This is a genomic window from Arcicella aurantiaca (genome assembly GCF_003148625.1).
GTDB classification, from domain to species: domain Bacteria; phylum Bacteroidota; class Bacteroidia; order Cytophagales; family Spirosomataceae; genus Arcicella; species Arcicella aurantiaca.
Map to the genome: position 1 here is coordinate 347,069 of NZ_QGGO01000001.1, position 23,509 is coordinate 370,577.

The 23,509-nt window shown below is 34.7% G+C and carries 21 protein-coding genes; 11 read left to right on the forward strand and 10 right to left on the reverse strand.

Annotation, left to right across the window (positions count from 1 at the left end; genetic code table 11):
- Nucleotides 1-74 precede the first annotated feature (74 nt).
- Nucleotides 75-965 carry a lysophospholipid acyltransferase family protein gene (locus tag LV89_RS01455; RefSeq protein ID WP_109741073.1) on the reverse strand — a complete coding sequence of 297 codons (891 nt, stop codon included), beginning with the start codon at nt 963-965 and terminating at the stop codon, nt 75-77.
- Between the two features lie 108 nt (nt 966-1,073).
- Here LV89_RS01455 and LV89_RS01460 point away from each other — a divergent pair, with 108 nt between their 5' ends.
- The 8 genes from LV89_RS01460 (at nt 1,074) to LV89_RS01495 (ending at nt 10,574) form a co-directional block, all read left to right on the forward strand.
- On the forward strand, nt 1,074-1,694 hold the full coding sequence (locus LV89_RS01460; RefSeq protein WP_109741074.1) for a WbqC family protein: 621 nt from the start codon (nt 1,074-1,076) through the stop codon (nt 1,692-1,694).
- A 30-nt stretch (nt 1,695-1,724) separates the two neighbouring features.
- Entirely contained in the window at nt 1,725-2,372 is a 648-nt protein-coding gene (locus LV89_RS01465; RefSeq protein WP_109741075.1) for a hypothetical protein, read from the forward strand.
- Nucleotides 2,373-2,391: 19 nt separating this feature from the next.
- Entirely contained in the window at nt 2,392-2,592 is a 201-nt protein-coding gene (locus tag LV89_RS01470) for a DUF2683 family protein (RefSeq protein ID WP_109741076.1), read from the forward strand.
- Nucleotides 2,583-2,843, forward strand: coding sequence for a Txe/YoeB family addiction module toxin (locus LV89_RS01475; protein ID WP_109741077.1), 261 nt, complete (start codon nt 2,583-2,585; stop codon nt 2,841-2,843). Before LV89_RS01470 ends, LV89_RS01475 begins: the two co-directional genes overlap by 10 nt.
- Before the next feature lie 121 nt (nt 2,844-2,964).
- Entirely contained in the window at nt 2,965-5,508 is a 2,544-nt protein-coding gene (locus LV89_RS01480; RefSeq protein WP_109741078.1) for an ATP-dependent Clp protease ATP-binding subunit, read from the forward strand.
- Nucleotides 5,509-5,708: 200 nt separating this feature from the next.
- On the forward strand, nt 5,709-7,601 hold the full coding sequence (locus tag LV89_RS01485) for an ABC-F family ATP-binding cassette domain-containing protein (protein WP_374755127.1): 1,893 nt from the start codon (nt 5,709-5,711) through the stop codon (nt 7,599-7,601).
- Nucleotides 7,602-7,779: 178 nt separating this feature from the next.
- On the forward strand, nt 7,780-9,078 hold the full coding sequence (locus LV89_RS01490) for a type IX secretion system plug protein (RefSeq protein WP_109741080.1): 1,299 nt from the start codon (nt 7,780-7,782) through the stop codon (nt 9,076-9,078).
- A gap of 86 nt (nt 9,079-9,164) precedes the next feature.
- On the forward strand, nt 9,165-10,574 hold the full coding sequence (locus LV89_RS01495; protein ID WP_109741081.1) for an OmpA family protein: 1,410 nt from the start codon (nt 9,165-9,167) through the stop codon (nt 10,572-10,574).
- Between the two features lie 62 nt (nt 10,575-10,636).
- On the opposite strand, the gene ychF is transcribed toward LV89_RS01495, so the two are convergent.
- The 5 genes from ychF to LV89_RS01520 all read right to left on the reverse strand — a co-directional run bounded on the left by ychF (nt 10,637) and on the right by LV89_RS01520 (nt 15,448).
- Nucleotides 10,637-11,743 carry a redox-regulated ATPase YchF gene (gene ychF, locus LV89_RS01500; RefSeq protein WP_109741082.1) on the reverse strand — a complete coding sequence of 369 codons (1,107 nt, stop codon included), beginning with the start codon at nt 11,741-11,743 and terminating at the stop codon, nt 10,637-10,639.
- A 111-nt stretch (nt 11,744-11,854) separates the two neighbouring features.
- Complete coding sequence (locus tag LV89_RS01505) at nt 11,855-12,181, reverse strand: DUF3276 family protein (RefSeq protein ID WP_109741083.1); 327 nt, start codon at nt 12,179-12,181, stop codon at nt 11,855-11,857.
- Between the two features lie 252 nt (nt 12,182-12,433).
- Complete coding sequence (locus tag LV89_RS01510; protein ID WP_109741084.1) at nt 12,434-13,366, reverse strand: PDDEXK family nuclease; 933 nt, start codon at nt 13,364-13,366, stop codon at nt 12,434-12,436.
- Nucleotides 13,367-13,385: 19 nt separating this feature from the next.
- The gene (locus tag LV89_RS01515) at nt 13,386-14,378 is read right to left on the reverse strand and encodes a DNA cytosine methyltransferase (RefSeq protein WP_109741085.1); all 993 of its coding nucleotides are present in this window, start codon (nt 14,376-14,378) and stop codon (nt 13,386-13,388) included.
- The gene (locus LV89_RS01520; RefSeq protein ID WP_109741086.1) at nt 14,378-15,448 is read right to left on the reverse strand and encodes an Ldh family oxidoreductase; all 1,071 of its coding nucleotides are present in this window, start codon (nt 15,446-15,448) and stop codon (nt 14,378-14,380) included. The genes LV89_RS01515 and LV89_RS01520 overlap by 1 nt, the downstream gene beginning before the upstream one ends.
- Before the next feature lie 270 nt (nt 15,449-15,718).
- Here LV89_RS01520 and LV89_RS01525 point away from each other — a divergent pair, with 270 nt between their 5' ends.
- The 3 genes from LV89_RS01525 to LV89_RS01535 are packed head-to-tail and all read left to right on the forward strand — an operon-like array spanning nt 15,719 to nt 18,338.
- Complete coding sequence (locus tag LV89_RS01525) at nt 15,719-16,237, forward strand: DUF4139 domain-containing protein (protein ID WP_109741087.1); 519 nt, start codon at nt 15,719-15,721, stop codon at nt 16,235-16,237.
- Nucleotides 16,197-16,781 carry a DUF502 domain-containing protein gene (locus tag LV89_RS01530; protein ID WP_109741088.1) on the forward strand — a complete coding sequence of 195 codons (585 nt, stop codon included), beginning with the start codon at nt 16,197-16,199 and terminating at the stop codon, nt 16,779-16,781. Before LV89_RS01525 ends, LV89_RS01530 begins: the two co-directional genes overlap by 41 nt.
- Before the next feature lie 9 nt (nt 16,782-16,790).
- Nucleotides 16,791-18,338 (forward strand): FMN-binding glutamate synthase family protein, encoded by a 1,548-nt coding sequence (locus tag LV89_RS01535; RefSeq protein WP_109741089.1) that lies wholly within the window; start codon nt 16,791-16,793, stop codon nt 18,336-18,338.
- A gap of 75 nt (nt 18,339-18,413) precedes the next feature.
- Here LV89_RS01535 and LV89_RS01540 read toward each other — a convergent pair whose 3' ends face one another.
- The 4 genes from LV89_RS01540 to LV89_RS01555 form a co-directional block, all read right to left on the reverse strand.
- Nucleotides 18,414-19,256, reverse strand: coding sequence for a type IV pili methyl-accepting chemotaxis transducer N-terminal domain-containing protein (locus LV89_RS01540; RefSeq protein ID WP_109741090.1), 843 nt, complete (start codon nt 19,254-19,256; stop codon nt 18,414-18,416).
- Nucleotides 19,257-19,267: 11 nt separating this feature from the next.
- Entirely contained in the window at nt 19,268-20,050 is a 783-nt protein-coding gene (locus tag LV89_RS01545; RefSeq protein WP_146199045.1) for a tetratricopeptide repeat protein, read from the reverse strand.
- Between the two features lie 308 nt (nt 20,051-20,358).
- Entirely contained in the window at nt 20,359-22,308 is a 1,950-nt protein-coding gene (locus tag LV89_RS01550) for a WG repeat-containing protein (protein ID WP_109741092.1), read from the reverse strand.
- A gap of 331 nt (nt 22,309-22,639) precedes the next feature.
- Nucleotides 22,640-23,494: a DUF481 domain-containing protein gene (locus tag LV89_RS01555; protein WP_109741093.1), complete on the reverse strand. Its 855-nt coding sequence runs from the start codon at nt 23,492-23,494 to the stop codon at nt 22,640-22,642.
- Between the last annotated feature and the right edge of the window lie 15 nt (nt 23,495-23,509).

Sequence of the window (23,509 nt, forward strand, 5' to 3'; positions counted from 1 at the left end):
AACCCAGACTTTAGTCTGGAACGACAAAACAGACTAAAGTCTGGAACAACAAAATCAGACTAAAGTCTGGGTTACTATGACCTCAGCTCTCTAAAGTTGGTCTTCACTGTATCTTCTTCCGTTCTTTTATGTTTCCAACGTCTATGCGACCATAGATAATCTGCTGGATATTTATGGATTGATTTATCCAAAATTTGGATAAAACGCTCTGTAATTTCACCCATTGGCAACTCCTTAAACTCTCTTGGATTGGCAATTTCTGTAAATTCTATTTCATAATATCCTCTTTTAATTCTTCTCATTTCACTGAAAATTACGGGATAATCAAATTTGCGAGCAATGCGTTCTGTACCTGTAAAAAAAGCAGAATCTTGATTTAGGAAGTTTGTCCAATAGGCAGCTTTCCAATTTTGAGGAGATTGGTCAGACCCCATCACCAAAGCTCTCGTTATGTCTTTTCTTTCTACGGTTCTGCGTAAAGTATCATCTTTTTCAATCAGTGGAGTAATAGCAAATCTACTTCTAATAAATAGCGTTAGTTCGTTAAAAAACGGGCTACTCAATTTTTGATAGACAATATCCATTGGAATTTCCGTTAAATTGAGTGGATGAAGTAGCCATTCCCAATTACTGATATGTCCAGTAACAATAATTACAGACTGATTTTGGTCGGTATATTGTTTAATTGCCTCAATATTTACGATTTTAACCCTTTTTTCAATTTCTTCTTTAGAAATAGAATAACCTTTGATAAATTCAATAAATAAGTCTGCAATATGTTGATAAAAATCTTTTGCGATTTGTTTGATTTCGCTTTCAGATTTATCGGGAAATGAATTACGTAAATTTTCAAAAACTACTTTTTTACGATAACCCACAACACGATAAATAATAAAGTAGGCAAAATTTGAAATGCCATAAAGCACAAAAAAAGGTAACTTTGAGAATAGATTAATAAAAAACATTTGTTTGGGCTATAAGCGTTAAGCCGTAAGCTATTAGCTCAATTTTAAGAATTAAAGAAACATTAAATTTAAAATGCTTACTGCATAAAGCATATAGCATAAACCAAAATGACCATTGACCTCCAATATTTACCAAGTCTTGAATATTTCTGTACGATATTACAACACGAAACCGTTACGCTTGAAGCTCATGAGTATTTTGAAAAGCAAAGTTACCGAAATCGTTGTATAATTCAGACAACAAATAAGATTGATAGCCTCACAATTCCTGTTAAAAATGGAAATAAAAAAGTGTTAATCCGTGATTTACAAATTGATTATCATCAAGATTGGACACGCCGACACTGGGGGGCAATTCATTCTGCTTACGGAAAATCACCTTTTTTTGAATATTATGGAGAATATTTTAAAAAAATATTAGATAAAAAACCTGACTTTTTGTTCGATTTAAACTTTGAATTGCTGACAATTTGTCTGAAACTTCTCCGTCTCGAAAAAAACATTATATTTACTGAAAATTATCAAAAAACAGTCGAAAATGACTTCAGAGGACTAATTCATCCTAAAACACCTTTTAGTGAGAATAATCTTTACAAGCCATTGGAATACAGACAAAATTTTGGCAATGAATTTGTGCCAAATCTCTCTATTCTCGATTTGCTTTTTTGTCAGGGAAATCAAGCATTATCAATATTAAAAGGCTCTGCGGTGATTGAACAAATAAATTAGAATTGTGGTTAAATAGAAAATCAATTAGTAATGGAAAAAAGTAATTTCAGAGAATGGACGTTGGAAAAGGTTGAACTCACATTTGGATTGGTTCAAGTTTCAGAAATGGATGCTTTAGAAACATTATTATCTTACGAGTTTACCCCAAATGAACATCAGATTTATAATTTAACCGAATTAAGTAAAAATTATATAGAGCATGGTGGGGACGATTGGAACGAGATAGAATTAGAAAATAAACTAATTAGCCCTGTAATTGTAGCATCAGGAATAGACAATAAAAAATTTGCTTATTTTTTAGAAAGAGAATTATCCACAACAATTGATGAATATGAATTATCAGGAAAAGTGGATGGAATGATTGCAACAGGTTTTAGAAGCCCTCGAATGCCTTATTTTTGTTTAAACGAATATAAAAGAGGTACAGACCCTTACGGTGACCCAAGAGGACAAGCACTAATAGCCATGTTGGTTGCCCAGAAACTTAATAACAATGGAAGTCAGAACGCTGAACGACCAATTTACGGTTCGTATATCATTGGTAGAAACTGGTATTTTATGGCATTAGTTGGGAAAGAATATGCTATCAGTAAAGATTTTTCATGCGTAGATGATGAAATATTTGACATTTTCAGAATCTTGAAAAGTTTAAGAGTACAGATAGAGAAGATTTTGTAAAGTTTTAAAATTGATTATCATGGAATTATTATTAGATGTTCGAGAAGAACGGGTTAACTTTCTACTTGAATTATTACAACAATTTGATTTTGTAAGCATCAAATCAAAAACAGATAAAAGTCCTTATAATCCAGCATTTGTAGAGCAAATATTAGAAAGTGAAAGTAGTATGCAAGCTGGAAAAAGAACCAAAATAGCTCTTGATGATATATGGAAATAGAGTTTTCAGATGATGCAATCGACCATTTGGCATTTTTTAAGAAGAGTGGACAGAGCAGTATTCTGAAAAAGATTAGAAAACTACTGGAATCAATACAAGAAACACCAACAGAAGGTATAGGAAAGCCAGAAGCACTTAAATATAGTTTATCTGGATTTTGGTCAAGGAGAATAGATAGAGAAAATAGAATAGTATATAAAGTTGTAGAGGAAACGATTTGGGTTTACTCATTGAAAGGACATTATGAATAACTATTTCAATAGAAAAGCAACACTACACCAAGTAAACTTTAGTCTTTTAAATAATATATTTTTTATTTGAAGTCTAAATATCTAAAAACAGAAACAACAAATCATAACTCAAAACTCTTACATGGAGGCAAAATTTTCAAACAGAGTCAAAGAGGTTATCTCACTCGCCCGTGAGGAGGCAATCAGGCTTGGGCATGATTATATCGGGACAGAACACCTCATTTTGGGAATGATTAGAGAAGGCGAAGGTATTGCTCTCGACCTTATCCAAAAATGCGGTACAACCCTCGACGACTTGCGTGTTACTATCGAACAAGCAACTCGGAGTACGGTTCGTTCTTCTTATACTATCAAAAACAAGCAAGATATTCCGCTTTCTCGCCAATGCGAAAAAGTGTTGAGGGTAACTTATTTAGAAGCACGAATTTTCAAAACAAACCTTGTTGGAACTGAACATTTATTGATGGCAATTCTCAGAGATGAGGACAATCTTGCCAAACAAATTCTTGAGAAATTCCAGATACATTATGAATTAATAAAGGATATGGTAGAATATCAATCAAACCCAAATATCAAATCGGGCCCGTCAGATACTGACGATAACGATGATGATGCAAGAATGTTTGCGGGTGGTAGCAATGCGGGTAATAGCGGTTCTGCCACTAACAAAAATGCCGAAAAGTCAAAAACACCTGTTTTAGATAATTTTGGAAGAGACCTTACTAAAGTTGCTGAATCTGGAAAACTTGACCCAATTGTAGGTCGTGAGAAAGAAATTGAGCGTGTTGCACAAATACTTTCACGTAGAAAGAAAAATAACCCAATCTTGATTGGTGAACCTGGAGTTGGTAAAACAGCCATCGCCGAAGGTTTAGCTTTACGTATTGTTCAGAAAAAAGTATCACGTGTATTGTTCGGAAAGCGTGTTGTAACGCTTGATTTGGCTTCATTAGTGGCAGGAACAAAATACCGTGGACAATTTGAAGAGCGAATGAAAGCAGTCATGAATGAATTGGAGAAATCGCCAGATGTAATCTTATTCATTGACGAACTTCATACCATTGTTGGTGCAGGTGGAGCGTCAGGTTCATTAGATGCTTCAAATATGTTTAAGCCAGCTTTAGCTCGTGGTGATATCCAAGTTATCGGAGCAACGACGTTGGATGAATATCGTCAGTATATTGAGAAAGATGGAGCTTTGGCTCGTCGTTTCCAAACCGTAATGGTTGATGCCACTTCGATTGAAGAAACGATTGAAATCTTGAATAATATCAAAGATAAATACGAAGAACATCACCACGTAACTTATACAGACGAAGCAATCGAACAAGCTGTAAAACTCTCTGAACGTTATATTTCGGATAGATTCTTACCTGATAAAGCCATTGACGTAATGGACGAAGTGGGTGCAAGAGTACATATTTCAAATATTACCGTTCCCGAAGATATTATCCGATTAGAAGAAGCTATCGAAAATATCAAGAAAGAGAAAAATGCGGTTGTAAAATCACAGAAATACGAAGAAGCAGCTCAATTACGTGACCGAGAAAAACGTCTTTTAGACCAATTAGACCGTGCTAAACGTGAGTGGGAAGAAGATACAAAGCGTCGTCGTTATACCGTTTCAGAAGAAAGTGTTGCAGAAGTAATTGCTCAAATGACAGGCATCCCTGTAAATCGTGTGGCGGCTACGGAAGGACAAAAATTACTGAACATGAACGAAGAATTGCAAGGAAAAGTAATAGGTCAAGATTTACCAATTGCCAAACTCGTAAAAGCAATTCAGCGTACACGTGTAGGTTTAAAAGACCCTAAAAAACCAATCGGTTCATTTATTTTCTTAGGTCCAACGGGTGTCGGAAAAACAGAATTAGCCAAAGTTTTAGCTACGTATTTATTCGATAAAGAAGATGCTTTAGTAAGAATTGACATGAGTGAGTACATGGAGAAATTCAGTGTATCTCGCTTGATTGGAGCCCCTCCGGGCTATGTTGGTTATGAAGAAGGTGGACAATTGACTGAAAAAATCCGTCGTAAACCTTATGCAGTTGTATTGTTAGACGAAATTGAAAAGGCTCACCCTGATGTATTTAATATTTTACTCCAAGTTTTGGACGACGGTATTTTAACAGATGGTTTAGGTCGCAGAGTTGATTTCAGAAATACAATCATCATTATGACTTCAAATATCGGAGCAAGAGATTTGAAAGATTTTGGTTTAGGAATTGGTTTCTCTTCAAAAGCGAAAGCAGATAATATGGACGAAGCCATCAAAGGAACAATCCAAAATGCTTTGAAAAAAGCATTCTCTCCTGAGTTTTTGAATCGTTTGGATGATGTAATTGTCTTTAATTCTTTAGAGCGTGAACATATTCATTCAATTATTGATTTGATGTTGAAAAAACTTTTCACTCGTATCAATTTATTGGGTTATAGTGTAGAGTTGACTGAAAAAGCCAAAGACTTTATTGCTGAAAAAGGTTATGATTCACAGTATGGTGCAAGACCATTGAATCGTGCAATTCAACGTTATTTAGAAGACCCAGTTGCAGAAGAAATCCTCAAAGGTGACCTTGCAGAAGGCGATGTAATAGTTGCTGATTATTCTGGAGAAGGTGATGAATTGACACTTTCAAGAGTTAATGCTACGGCTGAAACCGAATAATCGTTTTTTTTAATTTTAAAAGCCTTCAAACTAACCATTTGGAGGCTTTTTTTATGACGTAACACAGACTTTAGTCTGTTTACTTATGATGACAGACTAAAGTCTGTGTTACGCAATGCTTTGTCCCTTAATTGTTTTACCTGTATCTTTGCAGTATGTTATCAATCAATAATCTTTCGTTTTATTTCGGTTCTCGTCCTATGTATGATGGGGCGAATTTACATATCAAACCCAAAGACAAAATCGGTCTTGTTGGGGCAAATGGTACAGGAAAATCAACACTCCTTCGCATCATTGATGGCGAATATCAACCCGACGGTGGAACAATCTCAAAATCAGGAGATTGTACTGTGGGTTTCCTAAATCAGGACTTGCTTTCTTACCAAAGTGAAGAATCAATTTTGGCGGTTGCTATGCAGGCTTTTGAACGTCAAAATTTCCTTCAGGCTGAAATAGATAGAGTTCTTCATAAAATGGAAACTAATTATGAAGATTCGGATATTGACGTATTGGGTCGTTTGCAAGATGAATTTGAAAATTTAGGTGGATATACCATTCAGTCGGAAGCAGAAACGATTTTGGAAGGTTTAGGCTTTACCACCGAAGAATTACAACAACCACTTCATACTTTTTCGGGAGGTTGGAGAATGCGTGTAATGTTGGCAAAATTACTTCTTCAAAAACCGTCATTGTTGATGCTCGATGAACCTACCAACCACTTGGACTTACCGTCTATTGAGTGGGTAGAAAACTACATCAATACCTATGAAGGAGCAATTATAGTGGTTTCTCACGATAGATTTTTCTTAGATAATACCGTGAATACCATTGTGGAGGTTACGGGTGCAAAATTGATTTCGTATGCTGGGAATTATGAGTTTTATGTTGAAGAAAAAGCCCTTAGAAATGAAATTCAGAAAGGAGCTTATGAAAATCAACAACAAGCCATCAAGCAAACCGAATTATTTATTTCAAGATTTAAAGCAAAGGCAACGAAGGCTCGTCAGGTACAGTCTCGTGTGAAGGCTTTGGAGCGTTTAGACATCATCGATGCCGTTGTTGATGATAATGCGAAGGTTAATTTTAAGTTTAATTTTGGAACTCAACCAGGACGTTTTATCATGACATTGAATAATGTTACTAAAGCGTATGGCTCAAAGAAAATCTTAACCAATACCGCAGGAATGATTGAAAGAGGTGATAAAATTGCCTTGATTGGTGCAAACGGTAAAGGAAAATCAACCCTTTTGAGAATTATTGATGGTTCTGAACCGATTGATGGAGAACGTACTTTAGGGCATAATGTCATCGACTCATTTTATGCACAGCATCAATTAGAAAGTTTAGATGTAAACAATACTTTGCTTGATGAATTGAAAATGACTGGAACAGGTAAATTAGAAACCGAATTACGTAGTATTTTGGGCTGTTTCTTGTTTACTGGTGATGATGCCTTTAAGAAAATTAAAGTATTGTCTGGAGGAGAAAAATCCAGAGTTGCTTTGGCAAAAGTATTGATTTCTGAAGCTAACTTTTTGTTACTTGATGAACCGACCAACCACTTAGACATGATGTCGGTGAATATTTTGATTCAAGCATTACAACAATATGAAGGCTCTTTTGTGGTAGTTTCTCACGACCGTTTCTTTGTTTCTGAAATTGCGAATAAAATTTGGTATATCGAAGATGAAGAAATAAAAGTTTACCCCGGAACTTACGAAGAATATGAAACTTGGCAAGAACAACGAATTTTGAATGGCGAAGTAGTGGAAACGAAGCCACAAAAGAAAACCGTTGAAAAAGTGGCAGAAAAGAAGCCAACCATTGATGATTCTGCTAAAAAAGAGATTCAGAAAAATCTTAAAAAACTGAACCAAACTTTATCTGAAACCGAAAATCAGATTAGTAAATTGGAAGCAGATAAAGTGAAGCAAGAGAATCTATTGGCAGACCCAACAATTTTTAATGACCCTGCGGCGTTGAAACGTGAAAATGAAGCGTACCAAAAGATTCTTAATCATCTGGAAGCAGTAAATGACACGTGGGAAGGTGTAATGATGGAAATTGAGGAGTTGGAAGGAAATTTAGCTTAAAATAATTACCAACAAAAATAGACCACGGATGATACGGATTTGACCGATTTACACAGATTGTATTTTTTAATTGAAACTCACCTCAGAGTACACATTAATCTTAAATCGTGTTACCTATAATCTGTTCAATCCGTAATATCCGTGGTCTATTTTGTGGGTATTCTAACTCAATGTTATTATGAAAAATTTAATCATCATTTTTACCCTATTTTCTCTAACGATTTCTGCCCAAAAGAAGAAAAATAGAGACTATTTTGAGCCAAAGAAAATCATCTACGATAATCATATTTATGAACCCTATATCAGAACTGTTCAATTATATCCGACTTTAAGTTCTGGTAAAACAGCTCAGGCTTCGCTTAATCCTCCCGTTGTAAATCTTCAAGATAGCCAACCTTTATTATTGGAATTTGATTGTTTAAATCCAGAATATCAATCATTTAGAGTAAAAGTTTTCCATTGTAATGCAGACTGGAAACCGTCTGTATTAAATGAAATTGAATATTTGCCAGAATATAATGATTTTCCAATTAATGATTATCGAAATTCATTTGCTACAAAAATCCCATACACCCACTTTTCGATTGAACTTCCAAAAGTAAAATTAGCGGGAAATTACGTGGTTATGGTTTACAAAAATCGAAATGAGGAGGATATAATGCTCACATGTAGGTTTATGGTTTATCAAAATAGAGTAAATGTGGGCGGTAGAGTAAGTTTTGCCAATAATGTTCAAAAACGTTTGTCACATCAGCAAGTGAATTTGGGAATTAGCTTTAGTGGATACGAAATTATTGACCCCAAGCAAGATTTAAAAGTTATTATTCGTCAGAATTTTAGAGATGATAAAGTGACAAAACCGCTCGTTCCGTTCATGGTTGATTCATATAATAAAAAGTTGGATTATCAATTTTATGATGGTGAAAATCAATTTGAAGGCGGTAGCGAATTTAGAATGTTTGATGGGCGTAGCACTCAGCAAAAGTTAGTCAATATTTCAAAAATCATTCAAGGTGAGCGTGAAAGTATCATTGAACTTTATCCAGAAAAAACGCAAAATCATTTGGCATATATTTCGGTCAATGATTTCAACGGAATGTATGTTATTGATAATTATGAGACTAATAAAGGTGAAACAGAATCTGATTATGTGCGAGTGAGTTTTATGTTGAAGTCAGATTCTTTAGAAAATAAAAAGGTTTATGTGAACGGGGCATTTAATGATTGGCAGTTAGATAGTAGAAATTTGATGCACTATGTTCCTGAAAGTCAGTCGTATGAGCTTTATATGCAACTCAAGCAAGGCATTTATAATTACAATTATCTTACGGTTGATAGCCAAGGTAATAAAAGCGAAGTTGATTTTGAAGGAACACATTCGCAAACAGAAAACGTATATGAAGTTTTAGTTTATCATCGTCCGATAGGGGCAAGAGCAGACGCATTAGTGGGATATTCGATGATAAAAACGCAATAAATGTTAATGATTAGTTAAAGAGTGAGGGATAAAACAAGAAGTTTTTGTAAATTTCGTTCAATAACCATTTACTAAATTTTGATAAAATGAAAAGACTATTTTTGCTATTTAGTGTTGCAATATTATTACAAAGTTGTTTAGGAACGTATCCACAAGGTTCGGGAGGTTATCCTACAAATGGTGGGAATTCAGATGGTGGAAATAGTACAGGTGGCAATCAGTATCCTTCGGGTGGCGACCGTCCACAGACTTCACCTCAGACAAACCCTAATAATTATCCTTCCAATCCGCAGTCTCGTTCTGGACGCTCAGCAGATAATGATTTAGTAGTGGGAAATATTCGACTAACTGAGCAATACACTATTTTGTATCTAACTTTTACAAATACTCATAGAGCGGGTAATGTTCAAGATAGAAACGGGAAAAGTTACTATGATGATGGTACTCAGAATGTTGCTTTTCAAGAAAATGCTGTTTTGATTGCGGCTAACGGTGCAAGAACTTTCAGAGCTATCAAAGCTGACAATATTCCATTTTTGAACGATGTTAAAGCAAGAGATTTAACAAAGTACGGAAGACGCTTACAGCCAGGTGAGTCACTTAATTTTGTTGCCTATTTTGAACGTTTAGATAAAGGGTTAGAGAGTTTTGACTTAAATGAATGTAATTCAGATAATTATGTTTGTTGGAATGTTTATAATTTGACGGTGTCGAATCCTTCAGATGTTATCAATCAACCAACTCCTACCAAAACAACGCCTGTTCCAACGCCAACTCCTCCTACAAATACGGATAATACGCCAACTAAGAGCAGAACAAAATCAGGTAAAGTAGGCGAAGTAGATAACACGCCTCCGCCTGCACCAGTGGCTACCAATGTAATTGTATCGGGGATTGTTAGAGATGTAAAAACGAATCGCCCAATTAGTGCAACAATTGATTATAAATTGTCCAGTTCAAAACAAGTAATTGATTCTGTACAGAGTTTTGCAAGTACAGGTGTTTATAGAATGTCGTTACAAAAAGGACAAGTTTATACTTATACAACGTCTGCAAGAGGATATTTAGCAACCAACGACGTAGTGGATTTGTCAAAAACTGCTGGTGGTCAAAAAGTTACCAAAGATATTTATTTAACACCAATTGCTGTTGGAGATAAAATTGTTCTGAAAAATATTTACTTTGAAGTTTCAAAATCAGATTTATTACCTGCTTCTTATGCTGAATTGAATAAATTGGTTACGATGATGCAAGACAACCCGATGATGGAAATTCGTTTGGAAGGACATACGGATATTGTAGGCGACTCTGAAGCCAATTTAGAACTATCACAGGATAGAGTTGATGCTTGCGAAACTTATTTAGTAAAGCAAGGAATTCCATCTGCCAGAATCCAAGCGGTAGGCTATGGAGACACTCGCCCAATCGTGAAAAAAGGAACTGACGAAGAAAGAAAGGTGAATAGAAGAGTGGAGTTTGTGGTGTTGAAGTTGTAGCGTAGTAACACAGACTTCAGTCTGTCAGTTAGACAACAGACTGAAGTCTGTGTTACTAAATTTTAAACATTAAATCTAAAGTGCATAATATCACCGTCGATTACTGTATATTCTTTACCTTCTACTGATAATTTTCCTGCTTCTTTACAAGCGTTTTCGGATTTATATTGTTCGTAATCAGCGAATTTGATAACTTCTGCACGAATAAAGCCACGTTCAAAGTCAGAGTGAATCACACCCGCAGCAGCAGGAGCTTTCCAACCTTTTTGGATTGTCCAAGCACGAACTTCTTTAACACCAGCCGTGAAATAAGTAATCAAATTCAAGAGTGCATAAGAACCACGAATCAATTTATCTAATCCCGATTCTGTCAAATTATATTCTTCCAAGAACATTAGACGGTCGTCTGCATCTTCCATTTCTGCAATTTGAGCCTCCAAAGCTGCACAGATAACAATTACTTCAGCACCTTCTGGAGCAACACTTGCTTTCAATTGCTCAACATATTCATTTGTTCCCGCTGCGATTGACCCTTCGTCAACGTTTGCCACATAAATAACAGGTTTGTCAGTCAATAAACACAAGTCACCAATGGCTTCAAATTTTGCATCTGGGTCAAGTCCTTGAACAGTACGAGCTGATTGTCCAGATTCTAAAACTGCTTTATACTGTTGTAAAATTGTCAATTGAGCTTTTGCTTTGGCATCACCTGCCTTTGCAGAACGTTCCGTTTTTTGGATTTTCTTATCAACCGATTCTAAATCTTTCAATTGAAGTTCGTAATCAATGATTTCTTTATCAGAAACAGGGTTTACACGACCTTCTACGTGAACGATATTGTCGTCAGAAAAACAACGAACAACGTGTAGAATGGCATCAACCTCACGAATATTGGCTAAAAATTTGTTACCAAGACCAGCACCTGTTGAAGCACCTTTTACCAAACCTGCGATATCCATAAACTCGATAACAGTTGGTAAAACACGCTGAGGCTTTACAAGTTCTTCCAAGATGTTTAACCGTTGGTCTGGCACTGTTACGATACCAACGTTTGGTTCAATCGTACAGAAAGGATAATTGGCAGCTTCTGCCTTATTTGAAGATATTGCACTAAAAAGAGTAGATTTTCCGACGTTTGGTAAACCTACAATACCACATTGTAAACCCATTTATTTTATTTATTGTATAATCGTATTTGAAAAAGAATACAAAATTAGTAAAATAACAACAAAAAAGCCTCTAAAAATTCAGAGGCTTACAAAATCATTGAGCTTTACGGATTATTCCCACTTTAATTCACTTCCGAAACTGTTTCCGCCTTCTTCTTCCTCACGGTCAAATTGTGCAAAATCAACATCTGGTAGAAGTTCATTTTTAACATGATCAACGGCTTCTTGTAAGCCTTCCATAAATTTGCCGAAATCTTCTTTGTACAAAAACATTTTGTGCTTTTCGTACCCGAAACCATCATCTTTCTGATAACGGCGACTTTCTGTGATTGTGATGTAATAATCGTTTGAGCGAGTTGACTTCACATCAAAAAAGTAAGTTCGTTTTCCAGCTCTGATTCTTTTTGAAAACAATTCTTCTCTATCTCTTTCTTCCACTGTGTAATAATAATTTAGGGTTTATGATTTGGTAAAAATATAAATTTTATCACTTTTTACAAAAAAAACGGAAAAATAATATTTGTTTTTTTATACTACAAACTTAATAATTCTTATGAAAAATTGTATATAACCAATATTAATTTTTATTTATACTCCTAAAAAAATATTTATCACAATTCAAGTAAGATTCTATAAATTGACTTTTATTGATATATTAAATGTCAAAAGCCAAACTACTGAAGCGTAAAATTATATCTTTAAAAGGGTTTTTATTAATTCATTCGTAAGTTCATTAATCGGATAAACCTTTTTTTCTCTCGTTAAAAAACTTCGAGTGGAAAAAATATCATTTGCAACAAAAATGTAATGTCCTTCTTTTTGGGTGATATATTTAACTTTGTCTTCATTCAAATCTATTCCTAAAGTTATTAAAAACATCATATCAACATCCAAATTTTCAATACTCTCATGATTTTGCTTATATCTCTCTCTTAAAGTCCTTTTAGCACTAACCCCAATAGATTTATCTTGAAAAGTAAGTTTAAAATCGTATTCAATTGAACCTAAATTTGAATCGAAAGATTGTGAAATATATTGAATCCCATTTGTTATTAGAACATCTTTGACCCTTTCTTCATAGCTACTACCTGAAGTTGAACGAATAGATTGACTTGCACTTTCGGCATAAATAATTTGAAGAATAGTGTCTGGATCAATATAAGGTATCTCACTAATATCTTCTATTAATGGTAAATAAATAGTGTCTTGATTCTTTGCAATGTCTTCAAATAAGATTTTAATTAACAATGCTCCTGCGACTCTTACGGAGTATGGCAAAAGCAGCATATTGTAATCATAAGCAAAATCTAAAATATGTATAGTTTTGATTGTTCTAAAAGTTTCAGACGTTAGTTTACTTTTTTCCAAAATATAATCTTTGAATCTAATTAGATTTAAAGCTAATTTTAAGACATGAAAATGTTCTTTTCTATGAATATTGTTTACTATTAGTGAACTAATAGCATCTGACTTAGCAGTAGAATTCGCTATATTTTTGATGGAACTTTGTAAATTTTCTAACTGTTTTTCAAATTTTTCATTGGATTTGATAACTAATTGAATTTTTTCAATTAGACTTATTGACTGTGCAGAAGAAAAATGTATCTGAATTACATCTTTCATAGTTTTATACAGTTCAAGATTAATAAGCAATCGAGAGTTGCTTAGGTTTAGGTTTTCTAAGTTCATTTTTTAGGAATTTAAGACTAAATAATATTTCATTTGCAATTGCTCTAATTACAGGAACAGAAACAGAATTTCCAAATTGTTTATAGGCTTGAGTATCACTTACTGGTATAATAAAAGTATCTGGAAAACCCTGTAATCTTGCTGCTTCCCGAGGGGTTAATTTTCGAGGGTTTTTACCAAGCTGAGATATTAAAATTTCCGAACCATCTTTATAATATCTGGCAGAAATTGTACTTGTATATGCAGAGTTTTCATCAAAAATACTATAACCAAATCCCCAGCCTTTTAACATATTTCTTTTTTTCCTTTCTTGGTGGCTTGCCCAAAGTTTATCAGAAATAGTGTAGTTTGCAGGAACAACCTCTTCTAAAATGTTACCAAATCGAGTTGGAGTATTGGGTGCTGAAGGAAACTCAAAATCAAGGTCTTCTAAAAAACCAATTATATATATGCGTTCTCTATTCTGTGGTAATCCAAAATGTTTAGCATTTAAAACTTTGTAATGAATATTATAACCAAGGTCAATAAGTGTCTTTTTAATGATATTAAATGTTCGACCTTTATCATGTCCAACTAAGCCTTTTACATTTTCAAGCAAAAAAGCTTTGGGTTTATGAAAATCAATTATTCTTGCGACATCAAAAAACAGAGTTCCTCTGATGTCATCAAATCCTAGCTTTTTACCTGCATGAGAAAAGGCTTGACAAGGGAAACCTCCCAATAAAATATCGAATTCAGGAATATTCTCTGCTAAAATTTTTGTAATATCCCCATCGGGTTTATGTGAAAAATTCGTTTCATATGTTAATTGTGAATATTTATCCCATTCTGAAGTAAAAACACATTGTCCTCCTAATTCTTCAAATGGAATTCTGATGCCGCCAACTCCTGCAAATAAGTCAATAAACTTAAAACTCATATTCTTATTTATTAAATTTTTAATCATTAAAACTCAATTCCAAATCTATCCGCTAAACCTTTTAAATCATTCACAACTGGCTCTAACAAGTTGATACCGTTGGCTTTACGTTCTGCTTCTAATTCTCTTTCTGGGTCGCCCGGTACTAAAACTTTTTGTCCATCAACGGCAGGTGCAGCATGAAAACGGTCAATCCATCTATCCATATCAGCTTTGAAATCTGCTGCTGGTCGGAAGCCGTCAATTCTCATGGCACCCAAGAAATGACCAGTGCCTTTTCCTACTTGTTCGCCTGCTGCCATGAAGCCTGCGGTAGCAAAAGGAGGTACCCAAGGTCCAAAATTTGCACCAGAAAGTACGCCCGAAAATATATCTACAATCGCTCCAAGTCCATAACCTTTGTGTGAGCCATGCTCACGGTCGCCACCCAATGGGAGCAAAGCACCGCCATTTTTCACGGCATTTGAATCGTCTGTTGGATTCCCTTCTTTGTCTTGAACCCAACCGATTGGAGCAGGAGAACCTTTACGTTGAAGAATTTCCATTTTACCATAAGCCACGGCAGTACTGGCAAAATCAGCTACAAAAGCGGGGTTTTTCTCAGCAGGAACTGCCACTGCAATTGGGTTTGTACCTAATAATTTTTCTTTAGAGAAAGTTGGCGTTACCAATGGAGCAGCGTTTGTCATTGCCCAACCAATCATATCATTTTCCAGAGCCATCATAGCATGAAAACCTGCAATACCAAAGTGATTTGAGTTTTGTACTGAAATCCAGCCTGAACCTACATTATTAGCTTTTTCCATCGCCACTTTCATGGCATGAGGAGCAACTACTAACCCAAGTCCTTTGTCGCCATCAATTACGGCGGTAGAAGGTGTTTCATGAACAATTTTAATTTGTGGGTTTGGGTTTAAGCGTCCGTTGTCATATAAACGCACATATCCGCTTAGACGAGCCGTTCCGTGTGAATCAACTCCACGTAAGTCGGCAGAAATTAGTACCTTTGATGCCAAGAGAGCATCTTGTTCTGGACAACCAATGGCTAAAAATACTTTTCGGATAAAATCTTGTAAATAGCTATATTCGTAAATCATAATTTGATTTGTAAGAGTATGGTGAATTTTGATTTGGCAAAATTACTAATATCTACGTCCTTAATGAAATATGTAGCTCTCAGGATTTACATTTTTGATTTTTATGATTTTGTAAGATGTTGATAATGAAATTGTTGTGTAAGTTTTCTTTTGCGTGTTGAGGGATTTTTAATTTATCTAAATAATATTTAAAGAATAGTTTTCCCAATTTTAAGGAGAAAAAAAACTCAGCATATACATTTACTGCTTTATTATCCGTTTTTATTTTTAATGGCCCTAAGAAATTTCATACTTATATTTAAAGTCTATTTAGTTTGTATTGTTTTTGTACAAACTGAACCGACCGTCGATGCTCAAAAATCGTATAAAATTCAAAAAAAGCCTTCTGGAGTTGGTAGGGATACATTATTTGTAAGTATTTCGAGAAATGAAAAAGTCGATATAAAACGAACTATCACAGGAAATACGAAAAGGATTGTGGGCAAAAAAGTCTTAGAATATCGTGCTTATCGGATAGAATTTAAGAATCCTAAAAAGTCTTCATTAAGACTTAAAGTCGAAGATTTATTTCCACATGCTAAAGATGGTTTGGTAGAAGTTGAAATTTTGGAAAGTTCCGATGCCGAAATAGACTTTACACGTGGTCGTTTAGCTTGGAGTTTTCGATTAAAACCGAATGAGAAAAAGAACCTTGAGGTTAAATATAATGTTACGTATCCAAAGAATAAAATCATATTAGGAATCGAAAATGTCCTCCAAATTCAAGCGAATATCCGCAAAACTGTTTAGCTATTTTGTCAAAGGCTTACTTTTGTTAGCCCCTGTTTACATCACGGGCTACATTATTTTTAACCTTTTAGATTCTCTCGATAGTCATTTTTACTTTTATTTCAGAGGAACGGGACTTGCTTTAATGGTTGCCATAATCATGATTGTGGGTTTCTTGGGTTCAACATTTATATCTGTTCCTGTTGTTCAGATTTTTGAAGATGGGCTTGCTCGTTTGCCTTTGGTTCGGCTTATTTATTTCTCACTCAAAGACCTTGTTGAGGCTTTTGTGGGGGATAAAAAGAAATTTAATCAGCCTGTCAAAATATTATTCAATAAAGAAAACGGAATACAAAAATTAGGGTTTATTACACAGTCCGACCTTCAATTTTTAGATATTCCCGAAGGTTCAGTAATGGTTTATTGTCCACATTCGTATGCCTTTTCGGGCGAAATGTTTATTGTTCCTACGTCAAGCGTAACACTACTTCATCTGCCTACTTCTGATGTCATGAAAATGATAATTTCGGGAGGGGTTTCTTTAAGTCAAGAAAATAAAAACTAAAACTAATCTATGAATTACTGGTTACTAATTCCTGCGGGCATTGTCATTTTGGCAATCAGAGACATTTTACAAAATCGACACACTATTCAACACAATTTTCCTGTAATTGGGCATATTAGGTATATGCTTGAAAAAATTGGTCCTGAAATTCGACAATATTTAGTGGCAAATAACCGTGAAGAATTGCCATTCAATCGTGGCGAAAGAGCTTGGGTTTATGCTTCATCAAAACAGGAAAATAATTTGCAAGGCTTTGGGTCTGACCAAGACTTTAACTCGGTTGGCTACATTTTTATCAAACACGCCATGCTTGGGCTTCGTCTGCCAGATGGACATCCCAATAAAAAAGAACCAAGTGCCGTACCATGTGCCAAAACAATAGGCGAATATCACAAGCGTAAAAAGCCTTATAAACCTTATTCGGTAGTCAATATTTCGGGAATGAGTTACGGTTCATTATCAGCAAAAGCTATTGAATCTTTGAATAAAGGAGCAGAAAAATTTGGCTGTTATCATAACACAGGCGAAGGTTCATTATCGCCTTATCATAAATTTGGCTCAGATGTGATTGTCAATATCGGAACAGCATATTTTGGTGTTCGTGATGACGAAGGTAGTTTTTCGATGGAGAAATTAATCAAAATGACTACCGATAACCCTTTCATCAAAGCTTTAGAATTGAAACTTTCGCAAGGAGCAAAACCTGGGAAAGGAGGGATGTTACCTGCGGCTAAAATCACAAAAGAAATTTCAGAAATTCGTCATATTCCAATGGGCAAAGATGCCCTTTCGCCTGCATTTCATAGTCAATTTTCGACTATTACAGAAATGGTAGATTTTATTGAAGATATGGCTAATCAAACAGGCTTGCCAGTTGGTATAAAATCTGCGGTTGGTAAAACTGAAATGTGGGAAGAATTGGCTCAGTACATGGTTAAAACGGGCAAGGGTCCTGATTTTATTACCATTGATGGAGGAGAAGGTGGCACAGGAGCAGCCCCGCACGCCTTTGCCGACCACGTGTCGTTGCCTTTTAATTTTGCTTTTACCAAAATTTATAAGATTTTTCAGAAATATGATTTAACCAATAGAGTAGTATTTATTGGTTCGGGTAAATTAGGATTTCCAGAAAAAGCAATGATGGCATTTGCGATGGGTTGTGATTTGGTAAATGTTGGACGTGAAGCCATGATGTCAATTGGTTGTATCCAAGCACAGGTTTGTCATACCAATCGTTGTCCTACGGGCGTGGCAACTTCAAGCAAATGGTTGCAAGCTGGCATTGACCCTGCATTAAAAAGTGAGCGTTTTTATAATTATGTAAAAACATTGAACAAAGAAATTCTTGAAATTACTCATGCTTGTGGCTATGAACATCCTTGCCAAATGACCATGCAAGACGTTGATATGGTGATGGGTGATAATAACAAAACCAGTTCTTTAGCCACAACATTTGGATATAATAAAACCACCGTTCCATTTGAGGGTGTTACTAAATTATTGGATAGTAAATTTTTGGGTGGAGGAAAGGCAGGTCAGTTATCAGTTACCAATTAACAGTTATCAGTTTTAACAAAATAAAAATCCCAATTTTATATTTCGTAAAATTGGGATTTTTATTATCAAATATTATTACTCCAATAACTTCGCATATAGAGCCGTTATTTTATCCATTTTTGATAAAACTGTTCCCGAAAAAGCGTACATTTTTCCAACTTCAACGCCTTTATTTTCAAAGGTATAACAGTTGTCTTTTACACACTTTTCTTCAATTTCTCGCCAGTCGCCAACAACACCTGCAATGGCATCATCAATTTCAGTATTGTTCACTTCCGAAGTAATTAATTGACTGAAATTTTGTTGTAAAAACTCTGCCAAATTTTTCAAGCGTAAAGCCGTAGCTGACTCTGCAACGCCCCAAACGTAAGCGGCATAATAAAAAGTAATTCTTTGGGATAACATTCGCTGTCTGCCTGAGGTATTGATATTGTCTGCAATAATGGCAGAAGACACCCCTTCAACTTCTTTTTTTAGGCTTCCTGCATATTCTACATAAGCTTTTACAACGTCATCGCAAGCATTCAGAATAGTGGTATTAGTTTCTAAAATCTGTTTGGCATTATCCTTTGTTACTTCCGAAGTAATGAGTTTTTTGTATTCTTTCCAAAGTGTTTCTTCCTTCAATAACAATAAATTGATTTTATCTGTCGGGGTGAAAGTCATTAATGATTTTAGGTTTTCCTCAAAAAGAATAATAGAGTTATTTCTTTCTCGATTGGCAACTTCAGTATTGATATTCATCCCGATATACATATACGCTTTTGCCATTCTTTGGGTAAGCATTCGTTGTTTCCCCGAAATATTGACAGATGCACCAACTGTAATCGTTGATGTTGGAGAAGTTGTAGTTTGAGCATTAATTTTTACTAATGTGAACACCCAAATTGTGGCGGCTACTAAGAATGTTGTTTTCATGATTTTATAATTTACAGTTTTATATTTTGCTTGATTGTTTTATTCTCTTTGTACTTTTTAAACCAAAATTTGGCTTTTGTCATATCTCTCGGAACACTATCGTATCCTTTGGCATAAATTGAACCCAACATCCATTGAGCTTCTGGAATGTCTTGAATGCCAGCTTCTTCCAAAAGTACAATGCCTTTGTTTTCATTCTTTAAGCTATCTGATAAACCTTGAAAGTAGAGTCTGCCTAATTCAAATTTCGCAAAGCTGACATCTTGATTTGCAGCTTGTTGGAAATGGAAAATTGCTTTCTGACTATCTCTTTGAAGATTGAAACCGCCTAATTCATAAATTTGCCCTAAGGATAAATGAACATCTTTGTTATCTTGAAGAACTAAAGATTTGAGGAGATATTCTTCTGCTAATTTGTAGTTGGTTTCAATTCCTCCGCCAATATTTCTTCGGCATTCTCCCAGATAATGGTAGCTTTCGGCGTCCATTTGTGGTGAATCTTTGTATTGATTTAATAGCCTAAAAGTTTGAAGTAAATAACCAGATTTGAACAAATCTTTTGCCTTATTGATGGTAAGAATTGTTTCGTTAGCTTGAACTTGAATTGTGTTGGATGGACGAGTTGGCTTGGGTTTGCCAATAGATGAATCTTTCTTTCGAACAGTTTTTGTACTTGTTCGTAAAGATTTTACCTTTTGCGTAGGCAAAGGTTTGGGCTTAACAGGACGCACCTGAGCCTTGGTGATATTGTTGCTCCCCCAAGCTAACAATATCGTTAAAAGTATTTTTTTCAACGAATTGGAATTGCTTTTTACAGCGTTTTTAACAGAGTTATTATTAAATAATTACGGAACTATCAACTATTTGTCTCAGACAAATTTAGCCCACAGATTGAACTGATTTTACAGATTTACACTGGGATAAAATAAAGAAAAATCAGCGAAAATCAGTATAATCCGTTTCATCAGTGGTCTATCGTTTGTCATGTGACAAACCCTTTATTGTTCCGAATAATTACGCTAAGTTAGCTTTTAGTTTATAACGAACAAAAAAAACCTACTCTCTTATAAAGAATAGGTTTTTCTAATTTTATCGTCGTTAGTTATTCAGAGCCGTTGGCTTTTGAGCGAATAGCCTCTAATTGTTTACAATTTTGAGTACATTCGCCTTGCTGATTGAGCATATAACGATTATTGTCTCGGTCTAATACTTCGTATTCTCTGGTATTTTCCTTGAATTTAATTTCTCTAAATGCAAAAGGAATAATTTTAGCATTAAACTTGTTGATTAAACCAACTTGATTTTCTCCTTTTGAAGCAATCGCAAAACCATTTTTAAAATATTCAAGACTTGCATAATCTGGTGTCACTTGAATTTTCCCTCTTTGGTCAAGATAACCATATTTGTCATTATCATTCTGCACTAAATAGTAGTCTTCAGATGCCATCAAAACTGTTTTAAACTGACATTTTGCTAAATACTTTCCTGTTGTATCTAATGTTCCCCATAAACCATTCTGACGAACAAAGAAGAATTGATGCTTGCTAACAGCCTGTACAAAATCGAATGGTTCAGGTGTAATTACCTTAAAATCATCGCCACGGACAAGCATAAATTTGACATTCTTATTTTTGTCTTCGTTACGGTAAGCCCTCACAACGATACAATTATGTACCATTGAGTCTGTTACAGTATAATTGATTTTGCCTGCGTCTGGATATTTAGTAATAGGTAAAATAACCGTGCTACCATTTACGTCGATTACCTTATCAGCTTTGCACGTTCCAATTTTTTTACCCTTTTCGTCTAAGTTGCAACTAACCGTTTCTTTAACTACCAAAAGTCCTTTTTTATTGATTTTTCCAACAGATTCGTATTCTAAAGGAATAACTTCTAAGCCTTTCAAATTAATAAATCCGAATTTTAAACCCTTTCCTGTAACCTCTTTGCTAACAGGAATTAAGTCAAATTCGCCCATGGCACCAATCGTATTAAATTGCGGTTCAATGACCGTTTTTAGGTCTTTGTCAACTAAGCCAAAAAGATTATTTTCTCCTTGAATAATCCCTAAACCACGATTGTCAAAATCACTAATTTTTTTGTAAATTTTACTTACTCTAAAATCATTAACATTGACTAATTGCTGTTTTGTATCGCTGATACCTTTCACGAAACCATAATTATCAACATCAGTGATGACATTAAAATCTGGTTTCCACAAAACTTCTCCATTTGCATCTATCAAACCTACTTTTTTGTTTAAGTAAATTTTGAATAAATTATCTTTTCCAGATGGCTCAATTAAATCATAAGAAAGTTCAGAAATTGCTCCCTCTCCAATTTTGAAAACGCCCCATTTTGCATTGGATTTAACGGCTAAAGTGCTGTTATTCAAAACAATAATTTCATCATAAAGTGATGATGCAGGTTTGTTTGTTTTATCGAAATTATTATCAATTAAAGTCATTTGATTTGACTTTAATTTGACTAAAGATATTCCTTTCGATAGACTTTTGGCATCAACAATATTTTGAAGTCCGTCGCTTTCAATGCCTAAATTGTCCACAAAATGCCAATCTTGGCGTTTTACTAAGGCTTTTCCATCATTAAATGGTTCAGCTTTTTCGTATTGACAAGCGATAATTTCATCACCGCAAAGGTTCAAATATCCCCAAACGCCATCTTTTTTGATACGAGAAAAGCCCTGTTTATAGTTTTCAATGAAACCATAACGCACATTATTCCGAAGTTTATCTAATGGAAATGCTAAAATATCTCTACCATCCAAGTCTTTGCTTTGTGATAAACCAATACCTGATTTATTATTAAAGCAAGTGACTGCATTCGCCGTTTTGGTAGGGTCTGCATTAAGTTTTGCAGGCTGACTTACGGGCTTTGTTTCAGAAGATTGATTAGAAACTTGTTGTTGATTGAATTTTAAAATTTTTGCAGGCTCATTTTTCGACTCCAAAGAAGCCAATTGTGAAAATGAGAAGGCATCGGCACTGCCTAAATATGCCAGCAATCCGATTGCTAAACATAGTCGTTTCATAACTTTTATGGATTATATTAAGTAAGGGTTTCCCTAAAATGATTCTGTATTCATTTTTCGTGCCAAAATGCAACGATACCATGAAACCTACGAGAATATTCTTAGGAAAGATTTGTAAAAGTTAATTCCTGTGCGGATGGAATTAAGATTAATCACCAAGCAATGGCGGGAGCTTGATATGGATGCGGTCTAATAGTTTCAAAAATAATTGAAAGTTTTGTAAAAACCTAATTTATAGGCGTATTTTTACGTGAACCCACATTTTTGAAATTACGAGCGTAGTAAATCCGAAAAAAAATAAACCTATTTTGAGATGTTGTATAACTGAAATTTACTTCGACCCACTATAAATTAGCCCAATTGTCGTGTTGGTTTGTGCATTTTGAATTCCCGAAGTATTGAAGTTTTCGTAGGTGTTTTCAAATGATGCTAAAATTGAAATATATTTTCCTATACTGTAAGATAATTGTGTGGAGGAGTTCCAACGATAATAATCATCAATCAGTGATGGTTGTAAGAAAACGACACTTTGAATAAAGAATTTATTTGGAATAATATCGTACTTCAATTTAAAACGTGTTGAATTACGATAAACGTTTCTATCGTGTTTTACTATAAAATCTGTTATTTCTCTAACCAAAGCATTGCTAACACTCAATTTGAATCTCGCTTTAGGGTTCTTTCTTCCTCCCAAAATTCTCCAACCTATTCCCACACCAATATTAAATCGAGAAGAAATTTTACGGAGATTACTCTGTTCAAATGCTCCAAATAGAAGTCCATAAACGTCGTGTTGAGCATAAAACAAGGTAGAATTAATATCTAAGTTTATTTCTCTTTCTTGTAAAATATCTGAGTTTGTTCCGTACTGAAAACGTGGAGCAGTGAAAAACCCAAAAATAGATTTCGGATTTTCGTAATTTAAGGTTGTTTTAAAATTTAATAATTCACGATTAACATTCCCAGAACTTGCCGTTCCGTCTAAACTTACACTATAATACCAATTGGGTAGTTTTTCTCGTTCATCAGTAGCATCAAACTCGGTTTCATCATCATCGTCAGTGGTATCAGTAGTCATTACATTAGGAATAACATTTGCGGGAGTTTGCGTACTATCTGGTACTTGTGCCAATGATTTTGCACAGAAAATAAATAATATACAAATTGAGAAGATAATTTTTTTCATCTGAAATTAGTGGAA

Bases quoted from the DNA above. Each gene is read 5' to 3' on its own strand.
- LV89_RS01455 (WP_109741073.1), bottom strand. From the start codon at position 965: ATGTTTTTTATTAATCTATTCTCAAAGTTACCTTTTTTTGTGCTTTAT.
- LV89_RS01460 (WP_109741074.1), top strand. From the start codon at position 1,074: ATGACCATTGACCTCCAATATTTACCAAGTCTTGAATATTTCTGTACG.
- LV89_RS01465 (WP_109741075.1), top strand. From the start codon at position 1,725: ATGGAAAAAAGTAATTTCAGAGAATGGACGTTGGAAAAGGTTGAACTC.
- LV89_RS01470 (WP_109741076.1), top strand. From the start codon at position 2,392: ATGGAATTATTATTAGATGTTCGAGAAGAACGGGTTAACTTTCTACTT.
- LV89_RS01475 (WP_109741077.1), top strand. From the start codon at position 2,583: ATGGAAATAGAGTTTTCAGATGATGCAATCGACCATTTGGCATTTTTT.
- LV89_RS01480 (WP_109741078.1), top strand. From the start codon at position 2,965: ATGGAGGCAAAATTTTCAAACAGAGTCAAAGAGGTTATCTCACTCGCC.
- LV89_RS01485 (WP_374755127.1), top strand. From the start codon at position 5,709: ATGTATGATGGGGCGAATTTACATATCAAACCCAAAGACAAAATCGGT.
- LV89_RS01490 (WP_109741080.1), top strand. From the start codon at position 7,780: ATGAAAAATTTAATCATCATTTTTACCCTATTTTCTCTAACGATTTCT.
- LV89_RS01495 (WP_109741081.1), top strand. From the start codon at position 9,165: ATGAAAAGACTATTTTTGCTATTTAGTGTTGCAATATTATTACAAAGT.
- ychF (WP_109741082.1), bottom strand. From the start codon at position 11,743: ATGGGTTTACAATGTGGTATTGTAGGTTTACCAAACGTCGGAAAATCT.
- LV89_RS01510 (WP_109741084.1), bottom strand. From the start codon at position 13,366: ATGAAAGATGTAATTCAGATACATTTTTCTTCTGCACAGTCAATAAGT.
- LV89_RS01515 (WP_109741085.1), bottom strand. From the start codon at position 14,378: ATGATTAAAAATTTAATAAATAAGAATATGAGTTTTAAGTTTATTGAC.
- LV89_RS01520 (WP_109741086.1), bottom strand. From the start codon at position 15,448: ATGATTTACGAATATAGCTATTTACAAGATTTTATCCGAAAAGTATTT.
- LV89_RS01525 (WP_109741087.1), top strand. From the start codon at position 15,719: ATGGCCCTAAGAAATTTCATACTTATATTTAAAGTCTATTTAGTTTGT.
- LV89_RS01530 (WP_109741088.1), top strand. From the start codon at position 16,197: ATGTCCTCCAAATTCAAGCGAATATCCGCAAAACTGTTTAGCTATTTT.
- LV89_RS01535 (WP_109741089.1), top strand. From the start codon at position 16,791: ATGAATTACTGGTTACTAATTCCTGCGGGCATTGTCATTTTGGCAATC.
- LV89_RS01540 (WP_109741090.1), bottom strand. From the start codon at position 19,256: ATGAAAACAACATTCTTAGTAGCCGCCACAATTTGGGTGTTCACATTA.
- LV89_RS01550 (WP_109741092.1), bottom strand. From the start codon at position 22,308: ATGAAACGACTATGTTTAGCAATCGGATTGCTGGCATATTTAGGCAGT.
- LV89_RS01555 (WP_109741093.1), bottom strand. From the start codon at position 23,494: ATGAAAAAAATTATCTTCTCAATTTGTATATTATTTATTTTCTGTGCA.